Genomic DNA, 15,265 nt, shown 5'->3' with positions numbered 1-15,265 from the left:
GCCCTCGATTGCCCGCCTGCTCCAGGCTTTGCGGATCGGCGGCCCGCAGCCTCTCAGCTCGCCGGGCGGATATCCTTGATCAGCGCCTGCAACGAATATCCCAGGCGCGGCGCCAGTTCGTCGGCGCGACCGGCCAAGGCATCCCGGTCCAGCACCTGATCCAGGTCCGCCGGGATGATCAGGATGACGTTGCCCTCCTTCACCGGCAACTCCCAGTAGTGCCGGTGGTACAACCCCCGCAGCAGCGCGGCGCCCAATGGCTTGCCGTCGTCGGTGGCCCACTGGTTAATCACCAGCCAGCCGCCAGGATTGAGTTTCTTCTGGCAGTTTTCCAGGAAGCTCCAGGCGAGATGCCCCACACCCGGACCGACATCGGTGTACAGGTCGACGAAGATCAAGTCCGCCGACTCCGCCGTCTCCAGCAGTTCGACGGCATCGCCGACACGGATATAGAGCCGTGGATCATCGTCCAACCCCAGGTATTCGATGGCCAGACGCGGTACTTCCGGGCGCAGTTCGATGGCTTCGACATCCTCCAGCGGCAGGAACTTCAGGCACGCCTGGGTCAGCGTCCCGGCCCCAAGCCCGAGGAACAGCGCACTCTCGGGCAGTTCGTGGCACAAGGCGCCGATAAGCATGGCCCGGGTATAGTCATACTCCAGCCAACTGGGCTCGGCGGTGAATACGCAGCTCTGCTCGATCGCATCGCCAAATTCGAGAAAGCGGTAATCGTCCACTTCCAGCACGCGAATCATGCCGAAGTCGTCATGCACTTCAGCCAGCAGGCGCTCGACGCGCTCCTCGGACATGTCATCTCCTTGCCGCAAGCGGCCCCTGCCGTCGCGATGAATCAAGTCGCTCGACAATGAGCGGAAAACGCCGATTGTCGGCCAAGCCACAGGAGCAGGTCACGTACTAATTGCTGTTAACATGGGCCTTCGACCGTCAACACTAGAGTTCATAGATGAGCCAACCCTGGAGCCCCGATAGCTGGCGCGCCCTGCCGATCCAGCAGCAACCTCATTACCCGGACGCCGCCCACCTGCTGCGTGTCGAGCAAAGCCTGGCCAGCTATCCACCGCTGGTGTTTGCCGGCGAAGCCCGCGAATTGCGCCGGCAGTTCGCCGAAGTGACCCATGGCCGGGCCTTCCTGCTCCAGGGCGGCGACTGTGCGGAAAGTTTCGCAGAGTTCTCGGCCGCGAAGATTCGCGACACCTTCAAGGTGCTGCTGCAGATGGCCATTGTCATGACCTTCGCCGCCGGCTGCCCGGTGGTCAAGGTCGGGCGCATGGCCGGCCAGTTCGCCAAGCCGCGCTCGGCCGACGACGAAACCATCAACGGCGTGACCTTGCCGGCTTACCGTGGCGATATCGTCAACGGCATCGGCTTCGATGAAAAAAGTCGGGTACCGGACCCCGACCGTCTGCTGCAGTCCTATCACCAGGCCACCGCCACCCTGAACCTGCTGCGCGCTTTTGCCCAAGGCGGCTTCGCCGACTTGCACCAGGTACACAAATGGAACCTGGACTTTATCGCCAACTCGGCCCTGGCCGAGAAATACAGCCAATTGGCCGACCGCATCGATGAAACCTTGGCCTTCATGCGTGCCTGCGGCATGGACGGCTCGCCACAATTGCGCGAGACCAGCTTCTTCACGGCCCATGAGGCGCTGCTGCTGAACTACGAAGAAGCCTTTGTCCGCCGCGACAGCCTGACCAACGACTACTACGACTGCTCGGCCCATATGCTGTGGATCGGCGACCGTACCCGTCAGCTCGACGGTGCCCATGTAGAGTTTCTGCGTGGAGTGAACAACCCGATCGGGGTCAAGGTCGGCCCGAGCATGAACACCGACGAGCTGATCCGCCTGATCGATATCCTCAACCCGGACAACGATCCTGGCCGCCTGAACCTGATCGTGCGCATGGGCGCGAACAAGGTCGGCGATCACCTGCCACAACTGATTCGCGCCGTGGAAAGCGAAGGCAAGAAGGTGCTGTGGAGCTGCGACCCGATGCACGGCAACACCATCAAAGCCAGCAGCGGCTACAAGACCCGCGATTTCGCGCAGATCCTCAACGAGGTAAAACAGTTCTTCCAAGTACACCAGGCCGAAGGCAGTTATGCCGGCGGGATTCATATCGAGATGACCGGCCAGAATGTCACCGAGTGCATCGGCGGTGCGCGACCGATCACCGAAGATGGCCTGTCGGATCGCTATCACACCCATTGCGATCCACGGATGAATGCCGATCAGTCGCTGGAGTTGGCGTTTCTGATTGCCGAGACATTGAAGCAAGTGCGGCGCTAACCCCACGACATCCCTTCGTGGTGAGCCGGCTTGCTCGCTCACCACGAGGCATTGCGCCAAGCCAACGACTTACAGCAAACCCCGCAACCGCTGTGCACTGACCCGTTGGCAGTTGAGCTGGATGTCCACCAGGCCCAGCCAATCGGCCAGTCGCCGCAAACTGACGGCCAGCGCCGCTATCCCCGCATCATCCAACCCTTGCTCTTCCTCATGCACGGCATGCACCGCCAGGCGCCCGAGCGCCCGTTCCGCGCGCAAGTCCAGCCGTGCGGCGATGCGTTCGCCATGCAGGAACGGCAGCACATAGTAGCCATACACCCGCTTGTGTTGCGGCGTATAGATTTCCAGACGATAGCGGAAGTCGAACAACCGCTCAGTACGGCTGCGCTCCCAGATCAATGAGTCGAACGGCGACAGCAACGCGCTGGCTTCGACCTGGCGCGGCACCTTGATGCCTGCCAGACAATACACCGGCTGGCGCCAGCCCCGCACCTCGCCGACCTGCAACTCGCCCGCTTCGACCAACTCCGCCAGGCGCGCACGGCTGTCAGCCAGGTCCAAGCGGAAATAGTCGCGCAGATCCTTCTCGGTCGCCACTCCGAGGGCCGTCGCCGCTTGGCGCAACAAGCCGCGCTGGGCCTCGGCCTCATCGATCAGCGGCAGCCTGAGCAGCGCTGCGGGAATCACCCGTTCCGGTAAATCGTAGAGCCTCTCGAACCCCCGGCGCCCGGCCACCGTCACCTCACCGGCAGCGAATAACCACTCCAACGCGTGCTTCTCGGCGCTCCAGTCCCACCAAGGGCCGGCCTTTTCCTCGCGACTCGACAGGCTGCCCGCCCCCAGCGCGCCCCGTTCCTCAACCAGCGCCAGGACCCGACGAATGGTCGCCTGCTGCTCACGACCGAAGCGCGCCATCTGTTGATAGATTCCCTCGCCTCGGGAGGCTCGCGCCATGCGCCAGCGCATGAGCGGATACAGCGACATCGGTAGCAGCGAGGCTTCATGCCCCCAGTATTCGAACAGGGTGCGTCGCCGCCCCTGACTCCAGGCCGCCTGATCGAGCAGCTCGAACGAATAGTTGCCAAGACGGGAAAACAGCGGCAAGTAATGAGAGCGCACCAGGGCATTGACCGAATCGATCTGCAAGACCCCCAAGCGTTCGATCAACCGATTGATTTGCAATGGCTTGATCGGCACCGTGACCCTGCGCCCCTGGAACCCCTGGGCGGCCAGCGCCAGGCGCCGGGCTTGCGGCAATGAAAAAGACAGGTCCGCGGGCATGCATGCCTCCTGGTAAACCCACAAGCTAGCGCAAGCGCCCCATCCTGCTCATGCGCCATCGTCCCCAAGCATCGAGTGCCTGGCCGCACACATCGTCGAAGGTCTCAAACTTTAAAGCCGAGCAACAGCGCACCGAGTACCAGGTAAACGCAAAACAGGCCACGCAGGACTTTCTCGGGCAAGGCATAGGCCACTTTCACCCCCCAACCGATACTCATCAGGCCACCGATGGCCATGGGGATACCCATGTGCCAGTTTACCTGGTTATGCGCCGCGTAAGTCACCAGCGTGACGCAGGTGCTCGGCAATGCCAAAGCCAACGACAAACCCTGGGCCACCACCTGTGACGTACCGAAGACACTGGTCAGGAACGGCGTGGCCACCACCGCCCCGCCGACCCCGAACACCCCGCCCATGGTCCCCGATGCCGCGCCCAACACACCCAACCATGGCCACGGGTAACGCAGGTGCGCCGACACCGGGGATTGCACCATGAACAGCCGCACCAGATAGAACAGCGCCAGGGCCAGCAGAAAACCGACAAACCCCAGGCGCATGCTGCGCGGATCCAAGCCGACCGCCCAAAGAGCGCCCAACCAGGCAAAACAAAAACTCATTAGTACCAGCGGCAGCGCATGGCGCAGTTCGATGCGATTGCGCTGGTGATAGCGATACAACGCCAGCACCACATTCGGTACCACCATGACCAACGCCGTGCCCTGGGCCAACTGCTGGTCGAGACCGAACAAAATACCCAGTACCGGAATCGCGACCATGCCGCCACCGATGCCGAATACCCCTCCCAACCCGCCCATCACGACGCCCAGCAACAGATACTCAACCCATTCGATCACAGATGCCTCCCCACTGGGTACCCTTCATGCCACACAGTCCGCTCTAACGTGCAAACGCACCACAATGCGCGATGGCGATGCCAATCTCGCACAAACAGTTAGCTTAAGTTCGGCTGCCACACAGCCCAATTGATGGCTGCGCTGAAAAGGCTGGATGGGATCGGTCCTTATCTACAATCAACAGCCGTCGCATGCATCCTTGAAATACCAGACGCCCGATGTGGTGCATCGGGCGTCTGGAGACTGAAGCAGAGGTAAACCTATTTTTCCGGACCCGACAATCAGATCACCTGGACAATCGCCTTCACCACCGCTTCGATATTGCGCTGGTTCAACGATGCCACGCAGATACGCCCGGTATCCAGCGCGTAGATGCCGAACTCGTTCTTCAGGCGTGCCACCTGCTCCACCGTCAGGCCGGAGTAGGAGAACATCCCCCGCTGGCGACCGACAAAGCTGAAGTCACGCTTGGCGCCGTACTGAGCCAGCAGGTCGACCATCTGCATGCGCATGCCGCGAATCCGCAGGCGCATTTCAGCCAGCTCCGATTCCCACTGGGCACGCAGCTCAGGGTTGTTCAGCACAGCCGCGACGATGCTGGCACCGTGGGTCGGCGGGTTGGAGTAGTTGGTGCGGATCACACGCTTGACCTGGGACAGGACACGGGCGGTTTCTTCTTTCGATTCGCTGACAATCGACAGCGCGCCGACACGCTCGCCGTACAACGAGAACGACTTGGAGAACGAGCTGGAGACAAAGAACGTCAGCCCAGACTCGGCGAACAGGCGCACAGCGGCGGCGTCCTCGTCGATGCCATCACCAAAGCCCTGATAAGCCATATCCAGGAACGGTACCAGATCCTTGGACTTGATCACTTCCAGAACGTCCAGCCAGTCGGCCGGAGTCAGGTCGACACCGGTCGGGTTGTGGCAGCAGGCGTGCAACACAACAATCGACTTGGCCGGCAGCGCATTGAGGTCATCAAGCAGACCTGCACGGTTCACCCCGTTGCTCGCGGCATCGTAGTAGCGATAGTTCTGTACCGGGAAACCAGCGGCTTCGAACAGCGCACGGTGATTTTCCCAGCTCGGGTCGCTGATGGCGACGGTCGCGTTGGGCAGCAACTGCTTGAGGAAATCGGCGCCGATCTTCAATGCGCCGGTACCACCGACCGCTTGAGTAGTGAGCACGCGACCGGCGGCGATCAACGGCGAGCCTTCACCGAACAGCAAGGTTTGGACAGCTTTGTCGTAGGCGGCGATACCGTCGATCGGCAAGTAGCCACGAGAAGCATGCTGCGCCACGCGCTGGGTCTCGGCGTCGGCAACCGCACGCAACAGCGGAATTTTCCCACTTTCGTCGCAATAAACACCCACCCCCAGGTTGACTTTGTCGGTACGGGTATCGGCATTGAATGCTTCGTTGAGGCCCAGGATAGGATCGCGTGGTGCCATTTCAACAGCGGAGAACAGGCTCATTATTGCGTCAGCTCTGAATGGGGGTGGAGGGGGTGACAACGCTCCGGCCGATTGCACTAGAGCGGTGCACAAACGGGGAGCTAGTATAGAGCCCATAACCGGCAAGGGCGACCGACTAATGCCGGATTCCAGCAAGTTTTTTGATTTATTTTACGACCGCCAATCGAAATGCAACATTAACGTCCGACAGGCGTTTGCCTTGAAAGCCGTCGGACGCAACACCACATCTAGGCTTATCATGCTTTTTCCCTGCAACCTGCTGTTGCAGGCGATCTTTTTCGTTGCTGCGCGGCTTGCCGGGCAGGCGTGACCCAGAGGTACGTTATGTCCCAATTCCAGCTCGTCACCCGCTTCCAGCCCGCCGGCGACCAGCCCGAGGCAATCCGCCAGATGGTCGAAGGCATCGAGGCTGGCCTGGCCCATCAGACCCTGCTTGGGGTGACCGGCTCGGGCAAGACCTTCAGCATCGCCAATGTGATTGCCCAGGTACAACGCCCCACTTTGGTGCTGGCCCCGAACAAGACCCTGGCGGCGCAGTTGTATGGCGAATTCAAGGCGTTTTTTCCGAACAACGCTGTCGAGTACTTCGTGTCCTACTACGACTACTACCAGCCAGAAGCCTACGTGCCCTCATCCGATACCTTTATCGAGAAGGATGCCTCGATCAACGACCATATCGAACAGATGCGCCTGTCGGCGACCAAGGCTCTGCTGGAGCGCAAGGACGCGATCATCGTCACCACGGTATCCTGCATCTACGGCCTCGGCAGCCCCGAGACTTACCTGAAGATGGTCCTGCACGTGGACCGTGGCGACAAGCTCGACCAGCGCGCCCTGCTACGCCGCCTGGCCGACCTGCAATACACCCGCAACGACATGGACTTCGCCCGTGCCACTTTTCGCGTGCGCGGCGACGTGATCGACGTCTACCCGGCCGAATCGGACCTTGAGGCGATTCGCATCGAGCTGTTCGACGATGAAGTGGAAAGCCTCTCGGCCTTCGACCCGCTGACCGGCGAAGTCATCCGCAAACTGCCGCGTTTCACGTTCTACCCGAAGAGCCACTACGTGACGCCACGGGAAACCCTGCTCGGCGCCATCGATGAGATCAAGCTGGAATTGCAGGAACGCCTGGAATACCTACGCAACAACAACAAGCTAGTGGAAGCTCAGCGCCTTGAGCAACGCACCCGTTTCGACCTGGAGATGATCCTCGAACTGGGTTACTGCAACGGCATCGAAAACTACTCGCGCTACCTCTCTGGCCGTGAATCCGGCGCACCACCACCGACTCTCTACGATTACCTGCCCGCCGACGCGCTGCTGGTGATCGACGAATCCCACGTCAGCGTTCCGCAGGTCGGCGCCATGTACAAGGGCGACCGCTCGCGCAAGGAAACCCTGGTGGAGTACGGCTTCCGTCTGCCCTCGGCACTGGATAACCGACCGATGCGCTTCGACGAGTGGGAGGCCATCAGCCCGCAGACCATTTTCGTTTCCGCGACCCCTGGCAACTACGAGGCCGAACACGCTGGGCGAGTCGTCGAACAAGTGGTACGCCCCACTGGCCTGGTGGACCCGCAAGTGGAAATCCGTCCGGCGCTGACCCAGGTCGACGACCTGCTCTCGGAAATTGCCAAGCGCGTGGCCGTGGAAGAACGGGTACTGGTCACGACCCTGACCAAGCGCATGGCCGAGGACCTGACCGACTACCTCGCCGACCATGGCGTGCGCGTGCGTTACCTGCACTCGGACATCGACACCGTGGAGCGGGTGGAGATCATCCGCGACTTGCGCTTGGGTGCTTTCGATGTACTGGTGGGGATCAACCTGCTGCGCGAAGGCCTGGACATGCCGGAAGTCTCGCTGGTGGCCATCCTCGATGCGGACAAGGAAGGCTTCCTGCGTTCCGAACGTTCGCTGATCCAGACCATCGGTCGCGCCGCGCGCAACCTCAATGGCCGGGCGATCCTCTACGCTGACCGGATGACCGGCTCCATGGAACGCGCCATCGGTGAAACCGAGCGCCGTCGCGATAAGCAAATCGCGTTCAACCTGGCCAATGGCATCACCCCCAAAGGGGTGTTCAAGGATGTCGCCGATATCATGGAAGGCGCCACCGTGCCCGGCTCGCGCAGCAAGAAGCGCAAGGGCATGGCCAAGGCTGCCGAGGAAAACGCCCGCTACGAAAACGAACTGCGTTCGCCGAGCGAGATCACCAAGCGCATTCGCCAGTTGGAAGAAAAGATGTATCAACTGGCCCGCAACCTGGAGTTCGAAGCGGCTGCCCAGATGCGCGACGAAATCGGCAAGCTGCGTGAGCGTTTGCTGACGGTGTAGACCGGCACGAGCAGGCCCACACCCATGCCTATATCCGCATCGAGCGCAGCCTGTTCGGCGAATGCCATCAACCCCCGGCCCAGCCCGCACCCTCGATATTCCGGGCTGAGCGCCACGTTAGACTACAGGCTCGCGGATCTGCACCCGGATGCCGGCCACTCAATCGGTGGTGGAGGAAAGCGCGGCGGAAGCCCCGGCCCACTGGTAGGTCTTGTGGGCCGCGCAACGGGTATCGGCGGCCTTGGAGCGGTCGAAGACGAATTCGAACGTCACCGCCCCTTGATAATCCGTGCGCACAATCCGGTTGATGTCGAGCATGTGCCAACTACCATCCTGTTTCAATGAGTCCGGCGAGTGATAGACATCACTGCCCCTGACCACCCCCTGCCGGTTCAACGTATCCAGGTGAAAATTGATATTGGCCTTGTTGCCGCCGCCCTGGCCGTCGCTGCGGACAATCCGGTACCGCACGGCACTGACATCGAAGTACGCGGTGCTGCCGGCAGAGGCGAACACCACCCTGGCCTCCAGCTCGCCGCGGAAGCGGCCCACCGAGCAGGAAAAATAATCGGTGCGATTGCCCACCAACAGCTCCGCCGGGGTGGACTCGATGCCATCGGTGGCGGTGGAAGATGCGGCGATCCTTTCCCTGGACTCCAAACCGGGTCCCAACTGCGCGTGGGTGATACCAGCCGTGACAACCAGACCTGCGCACAGCAATGTACTGAATAAACCTCTGACAGCTCTCATCATGAATTCCCTTTGAACGATTCGAAAACTCGGGTCCGTCTCCACGGCCCGATTCGGGCGAGGCTGTTATTGGCCTTCACCCCATCGACTCATTCAAGCCAAAACCGCCCAGACCGGACAAGAGCACAACCGAGCCGTGGCAGGCGGGGGGAATCCGATCCCGGTGTCGGAGTCGGGTCGACCCTATGCCGGTCGTCAGCCCTCGCGCCGGGCAGCCCCAAACAGATGGACACTCTGCAGCTCACCCGCTTGCACCACCAGGCGAATCGGCGCGGTGCCACCGGGCATGCTGACCCGGACTTCGCCCGCCGTGACCCAGCCAACCCGCCAAGCCGCACAGGCCACGGCACTGGCGCTGGTTCCCGAGGACGCGGTCGGCCCTTCGCCACGCTCGAACACCCGGGCCTGCAGGTGCCCAGCTCCCTCGAGCGCCGCCCACTGCAAATTGACGCCGGCCGGGCAAGGTTCTCCAGCGCCCACGGGCGGCGCAAAGGCAATCGCGGTCAACCCCGGCTCCAGAGCCGGCCCAAGCATCTGCGCATTGCTCGGTAGCGCTGAAACCTGATCGACCAGCGTCACGCAATGGGGATTGCCGATCCGCACGAACTGGCTGTGCTGCCAGGCAGCGTGCAGATTCGCCAGGCCAGTGACATGGCTCAAGCGGCGGCCATTCAATTCGGTCTCCTTTTCACTTACCGCAGCGACCGCCACCGGACCGAAGGCCGGTTTGCCCAGCGCCAGCCAGAAGCCGTGGATCCCCTCGATCTGTGCCGGCTCGACCGCTGTCACTACGGGAGAGTGGCTGCCAGGTTGATCATGATGGACCCGCAAAAGGCAACTTTCCCGAGGCGACAGCAAGCCACTCTCGGCCATGGCCTGAGCGAAAATCGTCAAGCCGTTGCCGCTGCGCTCCGCCAGGGTGCCATCGGTATTGACGATCAACAGATCGAACGGTGCTTCGGACTGGAACGGCCCCACCAGCAAGCCATCGGAACGATGGTGCTTACCGCCTCGGCCGGACGCTTGAGCGTCCCAGCCGCACAGCGCCGCCACCGCCTCCGCGCTCCAAGCCGTGCGCAACGAGGCCGCCAATGCCGGATCCGCCGGCACAGCGAGGCCCAGACCGCGCACTTCAGCAGGACTGGCCACGGCATAGATATTCCCGCGTGCGTCGTAAAACCTCGGCATACACCCTCTCTCGAACCGTTCGCTCAAACCCGTCAATGTAGTGGTAAAACAGGGTTGCGAAAGCATTTTTCCGCGAGATTGACTAGGCTCCTATCCGTCGATGCTCCGCTGTCAACGACGCGAACCCTTATTTTTCGCAGAGGACCCACCATGAACGGCAAGGACCCCGTGACAGAACTTTACCGTGAAGGCCGTAAACAATTTATCGAGTGGGTGCCTGATGGCGGCGCCCGTTTGGATGCGCTGTTTCATAGCGCACCGGCACTGGCTGAGTTGGCGGTCGGCGTCGTCTACGGTCATCTGCACGAGCGCCCCGGCCTCGATCCCCGCTTGCGCGAAGCCGCAAGCTTCGCTGCCATCGTTGCGGCGGGCATGGTTGGCCCCCCGCTCAGCGTGCATTTCCAGACCGGTCTGGCATCGGGACTGGCGGCGGGCGAATACGCCGAGCTGCTGTTACAGACGGCAGCGTTCTGCGGTTTTCCCAGAGCCGTGGCAACCGCCGACCAGCTCAACCGCCTGTTCGCCGAAGCAGGTATGGTCTCGCCACCCGCCAGCCCCCCGAGAGCGGTGGTGTTGGCATTCTGTGAGGCGGTGCGGGAAAATCGCAGCCACTTGCCGATCTCACCCCAAGCGCGGGCCCTGCTGGGCAAACCTCATCAACTGCAAGTGAGCGCCACGGCGGCGGACCGGGTACTGGTGGAGTGCTACCAGAAAGGTCATCCCGCCCCGCGCGGCGTACTGCAAGTTCGCGTCGACGGCGAACAGGTAGTCGCCGTGGTGCTGTTCACTCCAGAGTAGGACTTGACGCACCGGCCACAGCAGTGCAGCACGCCGATAATCCCACTCACCGCAAAATGAGCAGCGGGTGTCACCAGGGTATCGGCTCAGAAGCCCACATCCAGAATCACGTTGTCAGTATAGACTCCGGCTGGCGGCGTATTCTGGTCGGCGTAGACCTTGGCGTTATAGTTGAACACCTGGCTGCCCAGGCCCAGACCATTGCCAGGGTTGACTTCAGCATCGTTGCTCGAACGCCGGGCCGAGCCGACATTGCCCCAAACTGTGGTTCCAGCGCTCTTGAAGATGTCGTAGGAAAGAAAGTTGCCTGCCGAGACCATCCGCCGCCGACCGCCGCTGGTGTTCTGGCCGGGGTCCAGACCGACTGTGTACGGGCTGCCCTTGGTACACGACACATTGATGGTCTGGTTGATCGTACCGAAGGCACTGATCACCGGCGCGCCACCGAAACTGATATTCGGTGCGCTGATCGTACAGTCGTTGTTGACGGTCATGTTCACCGTCAGGATGGCTGTCCCGGTGCCGGTGTCACGTCCCAGGCAGATACCCAGCGCACCGATACCGGAGCAGTAGTCCCAATCCCAGTAGATGCTCAGGGTCTCCGTGTAGATTCCCGCCGCAACGTTACCGCCGATGATCGTCCTCAGATAGATCGGCACGGTTTTTGGCGTCGATCCACCGAGCAGTCCCAGCAGATCAATGATCCCATTACGGGCAAAATCATAGCGCGTGTTCCGGGCAATCAGGTAGGCCGCACCCGTGTTATTGATAGCATAGAGGTTGTAGTTGATGACGTCGCCGGTGGGACCGACCATGCCAGCGGTACTGGAAGTGATGGTGGCATAGAAGTGATCGTTGAGGGACAGCAGGGTCAGCAGCGAACCGCTACACTTCAACCCGGCGTTGGTGCTCGAGGTCGATTGCGCCGTGGTGCGCACCAGAATCGAACTCACCGGGCCAAAGCCCGCCGGCGTTGTGTCGGTCACCGAGCACAGCGCCTGGGCCTGCGACACTAACCCGCTCAACAATAGACCCCACAGACAGCACACCTTCACTCGACACCTCCCGTGTCTATCGACAGACCAACGGACCGATCAGCGGCACCTGCTCGGCGGACTCCGGCATGCTGAACTGCACTCGGCAGCTGCCGCCGTCGACCAGGCTCACTTCCAGGCTATTGCGCAATGCCAGGTTCTCCAGATAAACCAGGCCATCCCAACCCACCACCGCCGACGCTCCGGTCTGCTCATGGAATACATGGGCACCCAGCGGCAGCGGTTGATTGCGGGCATCCACCAGAACGATGCTGGCGGCAATAATCCGCTTCAATGGGAAAGCCAGCAGGTAGCCGCCACCGCGCCGAACCGCCACGCGCTGCTCCACGGTCGAACTCTGGACGTTGGCCGGCAGGTTCAGCGGATCGATTTCGTATTTGCCGCGGTAGTAGCCGCTGCTCCAGGGCACCAGCAGGCGCCCGGACTTGTCGGTCTCGCCCACCAACTGGTTTTCATAACGAACCGGAACCTTGGAGTAACCGTCGGTGCTGACCACCACAAACGCGTCGTTGATACGATTGGCCGCGAACACCTGCTTGTCCATCCACACCAGCGAACCGCTGGCATCGGCCCAACGCGTCTGGGTATCGCTGCCGCCGTAGACGCCGGCTTGCAATTGCACCGACTGCAAGCGCCAGGTCAGGTCGGCCTGACGGTAATCGGCCCCCGAACCATGGGCGTAACCGAGGGTGTAGCCCACGCCGCCCTGAGTGGGGACGGAGCGACTGTAATGGATCCGCTCGCGACTCATCCCGTTCTTGTCACGCTCGACACTCATGCTCAGGCTGCCGTTGAGGTCGAAAGGGATCACCACCTGGGCCTGCGTCGCCCAGTGGCTGTCGCCAATTGCGCGGTTGGCCGATAGGTAGAAACTGCTGCCGCCCAACAGCGGCCGGGTCCAGGTCAGATTGAGTAACCGGGTACGGGATTCATCGGCCGCACGAATATCGAAATAACCGGTGCCCAAGCTCCCCCAACCGCCAAGATTGAGGCTGGCCGTGAGCTGCTCGCTACGTTTGCTCAGGCTGACATAGGAGGTGTCGATCACCGTCAGATCGGCATACTGGTCGTGACGTTCGATTCGCTGATAAGACAGGCTGTAGTGCTGGCTGCTGTATTGGTAGCCCAAGCTGACTTGCCGACCCTGGCGACCGTCGAAACGGCTCTGGCTGATGGCGCCGTTGAATACACCGAAATGACTCAGACGCAGATTGCCGCCGACACCGCCGAGGGTCAGTTCACTGGCTGCTTCAGCATGGCTTTCCAGGGTGAAGCTGTCGCTCAGGCCATAGCGTAAGCTAGCAGAGGTCACACCCGAGCCGTAACCGAAATCCCGCTGGGCATAGTCCCGGCGTAAGTTACCGGCGGCCACCGAAAAGTCCGACAACCCCTCTTGCAGCAGGGTACTGGTGACGTAGAACGGCACCGTGGTGGACACTTGCCGCCCAAGGGCATCGGTGGTCACCACTACCGCCTCCCCCGCACCGTTGATGAAAGGGATATTGGTCAACGTGTAGGGGCCGGGCTGAACATTGTCGCTGGACGACTTGAAGCCGTTGATAAACAAATCCACCGATGAAGGTACCGCCGCCTCCCCGGCGAACTGCGGCAACGGATAGGTCACCAAGTCTGGGCGCACGCCGAAGTCGCGCGACAGTTGCACCCCGCCCAGACGCACCGAGTTGCTCCAGGGCAAGGCGCCGCTGACCAGGTCGCCGGCTTCGTAGGTCAGAAGGCGTTCATCGTCGGAATAACGCCACGTGGTGTCGTAACGCAGATAACCGTTGTTCAACCCGTTGCCTGAGTTCGCGCCGAACCCCCGGCGGTACTGTCCGGTATTGGACAACGTCCCCCAAGTGTCGAACACCCGCACCTCGTTCCAGGCTGCCAGGTAAGTATCGGTATTATCGGTGTCATTGAGGTACAACTCATAGTTGAGCAGGGCACCGAAGCTGGTCATTGCCTCGGTGCGTGGATAGACCTGGCGATTACCGAGAAACTGTGCCGGCAGCCAGTGCGCCGGTACCGTCAGCAGCAGACGTTGGCCCTGGCTGTCGTACTCACTGTGCAGGCCCGGCAGATGGTCGAGGGCTACTTCGGCGGACACCGATGGCGGCAGCTTCATGCCGATCGCCTGGAGATCGGAGGCCGCCAGGAACAATTGGTCCTCCCGTTGGTTGACGACGACGACCTTGCCGGTGTCCATTTGGTTGACCAATAGTTCAAGGTATAGCTGCGCATCGCCCATGGCTTCCAGGCCGGCGGGCGGTGGCGGCAGCTCCCCGGCACCCACCCGAGGCATGAATACCAGCGAGCAGTAGCCCACCGCGATCCATGGCATAAAGGGGATAAGACGAGCCCACACTCAGCTCACTCCCTGCTCTTCATTGATCGGGCTTGATGCTCTGGACACTCGCCGCGCCGTTGACCCGCAACAGCAGCTCTTGGCCGCTGGCCAGGGACTCCGGCACCGGCCAGCGCATGATCGCACCCGGCAAGACATAGCCCATCAACCCCTCGACTACCGGTCGGGGCTGCCCTGCCTGCCTGACCGCCACATCGGTCAAGCGCGCATGCACCGCACCACGGTTACGGATCTCGATATAGGAGCGCCCGCCCTCGGCCACCTTGCGCCAGCTCAGATCCGGGATTCCGACACTCTTCGGATCACGCTGGCGCGTCAGGTCCTCTTTGCTCCAGAGCCCCGCGCCATAGGCGAACAACGGTATCGAGTAACGCATCTGAAACTGAATCGCCGCTGCCGTGTTGCCGTTCGAGACGGCGGCATCTGGAGATTTCGCCGAGGGGATTTCATCGATGATGATGCGATAGGCCTGTTCCCGCCCCAGCGGCATCTCTCGGGTCCGAGTCAGGCGCACCAATTGCTTCTGGCCCGGCTCGATGCGCGCCACCGGCGGGCTGCCAATCACCTCGCGTTGATTCTGGTACTGATCGTCGAACCCGCTCTGGCTCCAGGCGAAGACCCGGACCTGCAGGTTGGTGGTTTCATTGCCGCGATTCTCCAACCATAGGGCACTGGCCTGTTGATCGGCCTCCAACACCGGATCGATCGGCCAGATCAGCACCGAACTAGCCGCCCGGACCTGGCCCGCACCCAACAAGACCAAGACCATCAGTCCGTAATGCGCGGCCTGCAAGCACCGCCTGGGTGAACACATACGCAAACTCCTTGTCGCTTCCACTAAACCG

14 protein-coding genes are annotated in these 15,265 nt (G+C 61.7%); 4 read left to right on the top strand and 10 right to left on the bottom strand.

Features of this window, described 5'->3' with window-relative positions:
• Window positions 1-53 precede the first annotated feature (53 nt).
• Window positions 54-809, bottom strand: coding sequence for a spermidine synthase (locus tag AWM79_RS10315; protein WP_017131775.1), 756 nt, complete (start codon window positions 807-809; stop codon window positions 54-56).
• A 155-nt stretch (window positions 810-964) separates the two neighbouring features.
• Between AWM79_RS10315 and AWM79_RS10310 the strand changes: the two genes are divergently transcribed.
• Complete coding sequence (locus AWM79_RS10310) at window positions 965-2,311, top strand: class II 3-deoxy-7-phosphoheptulonate synthase (RefSeq protein ID WP_017131774.1); 1,347 nt, start codon at window positions 965-967, stop codon at window positions 2,309-2,311.
• Between the two features lie 69 nt (window positions 2,312-2,380).
• On the opposite strand, the gene AWM79_RS10305 is transcribed toward AWM79_RS10310, so the two are convergent.
• The 3 genes from AWM79_RS10305 to AWM79_RS10295 form a co-directional block, all read right to left on the bottom strand.
• Complete coding sequence (locus tag AWM79_RS10305; protein WP_060782767.1) at window positions 2,381-3,592, bottom strand: winged helix-turn-helix domain-containing protein; 1,212 nt, start codon at window positions 3,590-3,592, stop codon at window positions 2,381-2,383.
• A 104-nt stretch (window positions 3,593-3,696) separates the two neighbouring features.
• A complete protein-coding gene (locus AWM79_RS10300; protein ID WP_017131772.1) occupies window positions 3,697-4,446 on the bottom strand; it encodes a sulfite exporter TauE/SafE family protein in 750 nt (249 codons plus the stop codon).
• Between the two features lie 281 nt (window positions 4,447-4,727).
• Window positions 4,728-5,924, bottom strand: a complete 1,197-nt coding sequence (locus AWM79_RS10295) for an amino acid aminotransferase (protein WP_026013153.1) — start codon at window positions 5,922-5,924, stop codon at window positions 4,728-4,730.
• 118 nt (window positions 5,925-6,042) lie between these two features.
• Between AWM79_RS10295 and AWM79_RS10290 the strand changes: the two genes are divergently transcribed.
• Both AWM79_RS10290 and uvrB read left to right on the top strand, forming a co-directional pair.
• Complete coding sequence (locus AWM79_RS10290) at window positions 6,043-6,234, top strand: hypothetical protein (RefSeq protein WP_017131770.1); 192 nt, start codon at window positions 6,043-6,045, stop codon at window positions 6,232-6,234.
• Window positions 6,235-6,248: 14 nt separating this feature from the next.
• On the top strand, window positions 6,249-8,264 hold the full coding sequence (gene uvrB, locus AWM79_RS10285) for an excinuclease ABC subunit UvrB (protein ID WP_017131769.1): 2,016 nt from the start codon (window positions 6,249-6,251) through the stop codon (window positions 8,262-8,264).
• On the opposite strand, the gene AWM79_RS26070 is transcribed toward uvrB, so the two are convergent.
• The 3 genes from AWM79_RS26070 to AWM79_RS10275 all read right to left on the bottom strand — a co-directional run bounded on the left by AWM79_RS26070 (window position 8,177) and on the right by AWM79_RS10275 (window position 10,202).
• Complete coding sequence (locus AWM79_RS26070) at window positions 8,177-8,380, bottom strand: GNAT family N-acetyltransferase (protein WP_143063290.1); 204 nt, start codon at window positions 8,378-8,380, stop codon at window positions 8,177-8,179. The genes uvrB and AWM79_RS26070 overlap by 88 nt on opposite strands.
• 43 nt (window positions 8,381-8,423) lie before the next feature.
• Complete coding sequence (locus AWM79_RS10280; protein WP_026013152.1) at window positions 8,424-9,014, bottom strand: hypothetical protein; 591 nt, start codon at window positions 9,012-9,014, stop codon at window positions 8,424-8,426.
• 195 nt (window positions 9,015-9,209) lie between these two features.
• Complete coding sequence (locus AWM79_RS10275; protein WP_017131767.1) at window positions 9,210-10,202, bottom strand: hypothetical protein; 993 nt, start codon at window positions 10,200-10,202, stop codon at window positions 9,210-9,212.
• A gap of 150 nt (window positions 10,203-10,352) precedes the next feature.
• On the opposite strand from AWM79_RS10275, the gene AWM79_RS10270 reads away from it, so the two are divergent.
• Complete coding sequence (locus AWM79_RS10270) at window positions 10,353-11,000, top strand: carboxymuconolactone decarboxylase family protein (protein WP_060782766.1); 648 nt, start codon at window positions 10,353-10,355, stop codon at window positions 10,998-11,000.
• Between the two features lie 86 nt (window positions 11,001-11,086).
• On the opposite strand, the gene AWM79_RS10265 is transcribed toward AWM79_RS10270, so the two are convergent.
• The 3 genes from AWM79_RS10265 to AWM79_RS10255 are packed head-to-tail and all read right to left on the bottom strand — an operon-like array spanning window position 11,087 to window position 15,234.
• The gene (locus AWM79_RS10265) at window positions 11,087-12,025 is read right to left on the bottom strand and encodes a Csu type fimbrial protein (protein ID WP_244159632.1); all 939 of its coding nucleotides are present in this window, start codon (window positions 12,023-12,025) and stop codon (window positions 11,087-11,089) included.
• A gap of 46 nt (window positions 12,026-12,071) precedes the next feature.
• The gene (locus AWM79_RS10260; protein ID WP_060782764.1) at window positions 12,072-14,396 is read right to left on the bottom strand and encodes a fimbria/pilus outer membrane usher protein; all 2,325 of its coding nucleotides are present in this window, start codon (window positions 14,394-14,396) and stop codon (window positions 12,072-12,074) included.
• 43 nt (window positions 14,397-14,439) lie between these two features.
• Window positions 14,440-15,234 (bottom strand): fimbrial biogenesis chaperone, encoded by a 795-nt coding sequence (locus tag AWM79_RS10255; RefSeq protein ID WP_026013150.1) that lies wholly within the window; start codon window positions 15,232-15,234, stop codon window positions 14,440-14,442.
• Between the last annotated feature and the right edge of the window lie 31 nt (window positions 15,235-15,265).

It is taken from the genome of Pseudomonas agarici (assembly GCF_001543125.1).
Classification (GTDB): Bacteria; Pseudomonadota; Gammaproteobacteria; order Pseudomonadales; family Pseudomonadaceae; genus Aquipseudomonas; species Aquipseudomonas agarici.
The sequence above is the reverse complement of the archived record's forward strand: the minus strand, read 5'-3'. Positions and strand labels throughout refer to the sequence as shown.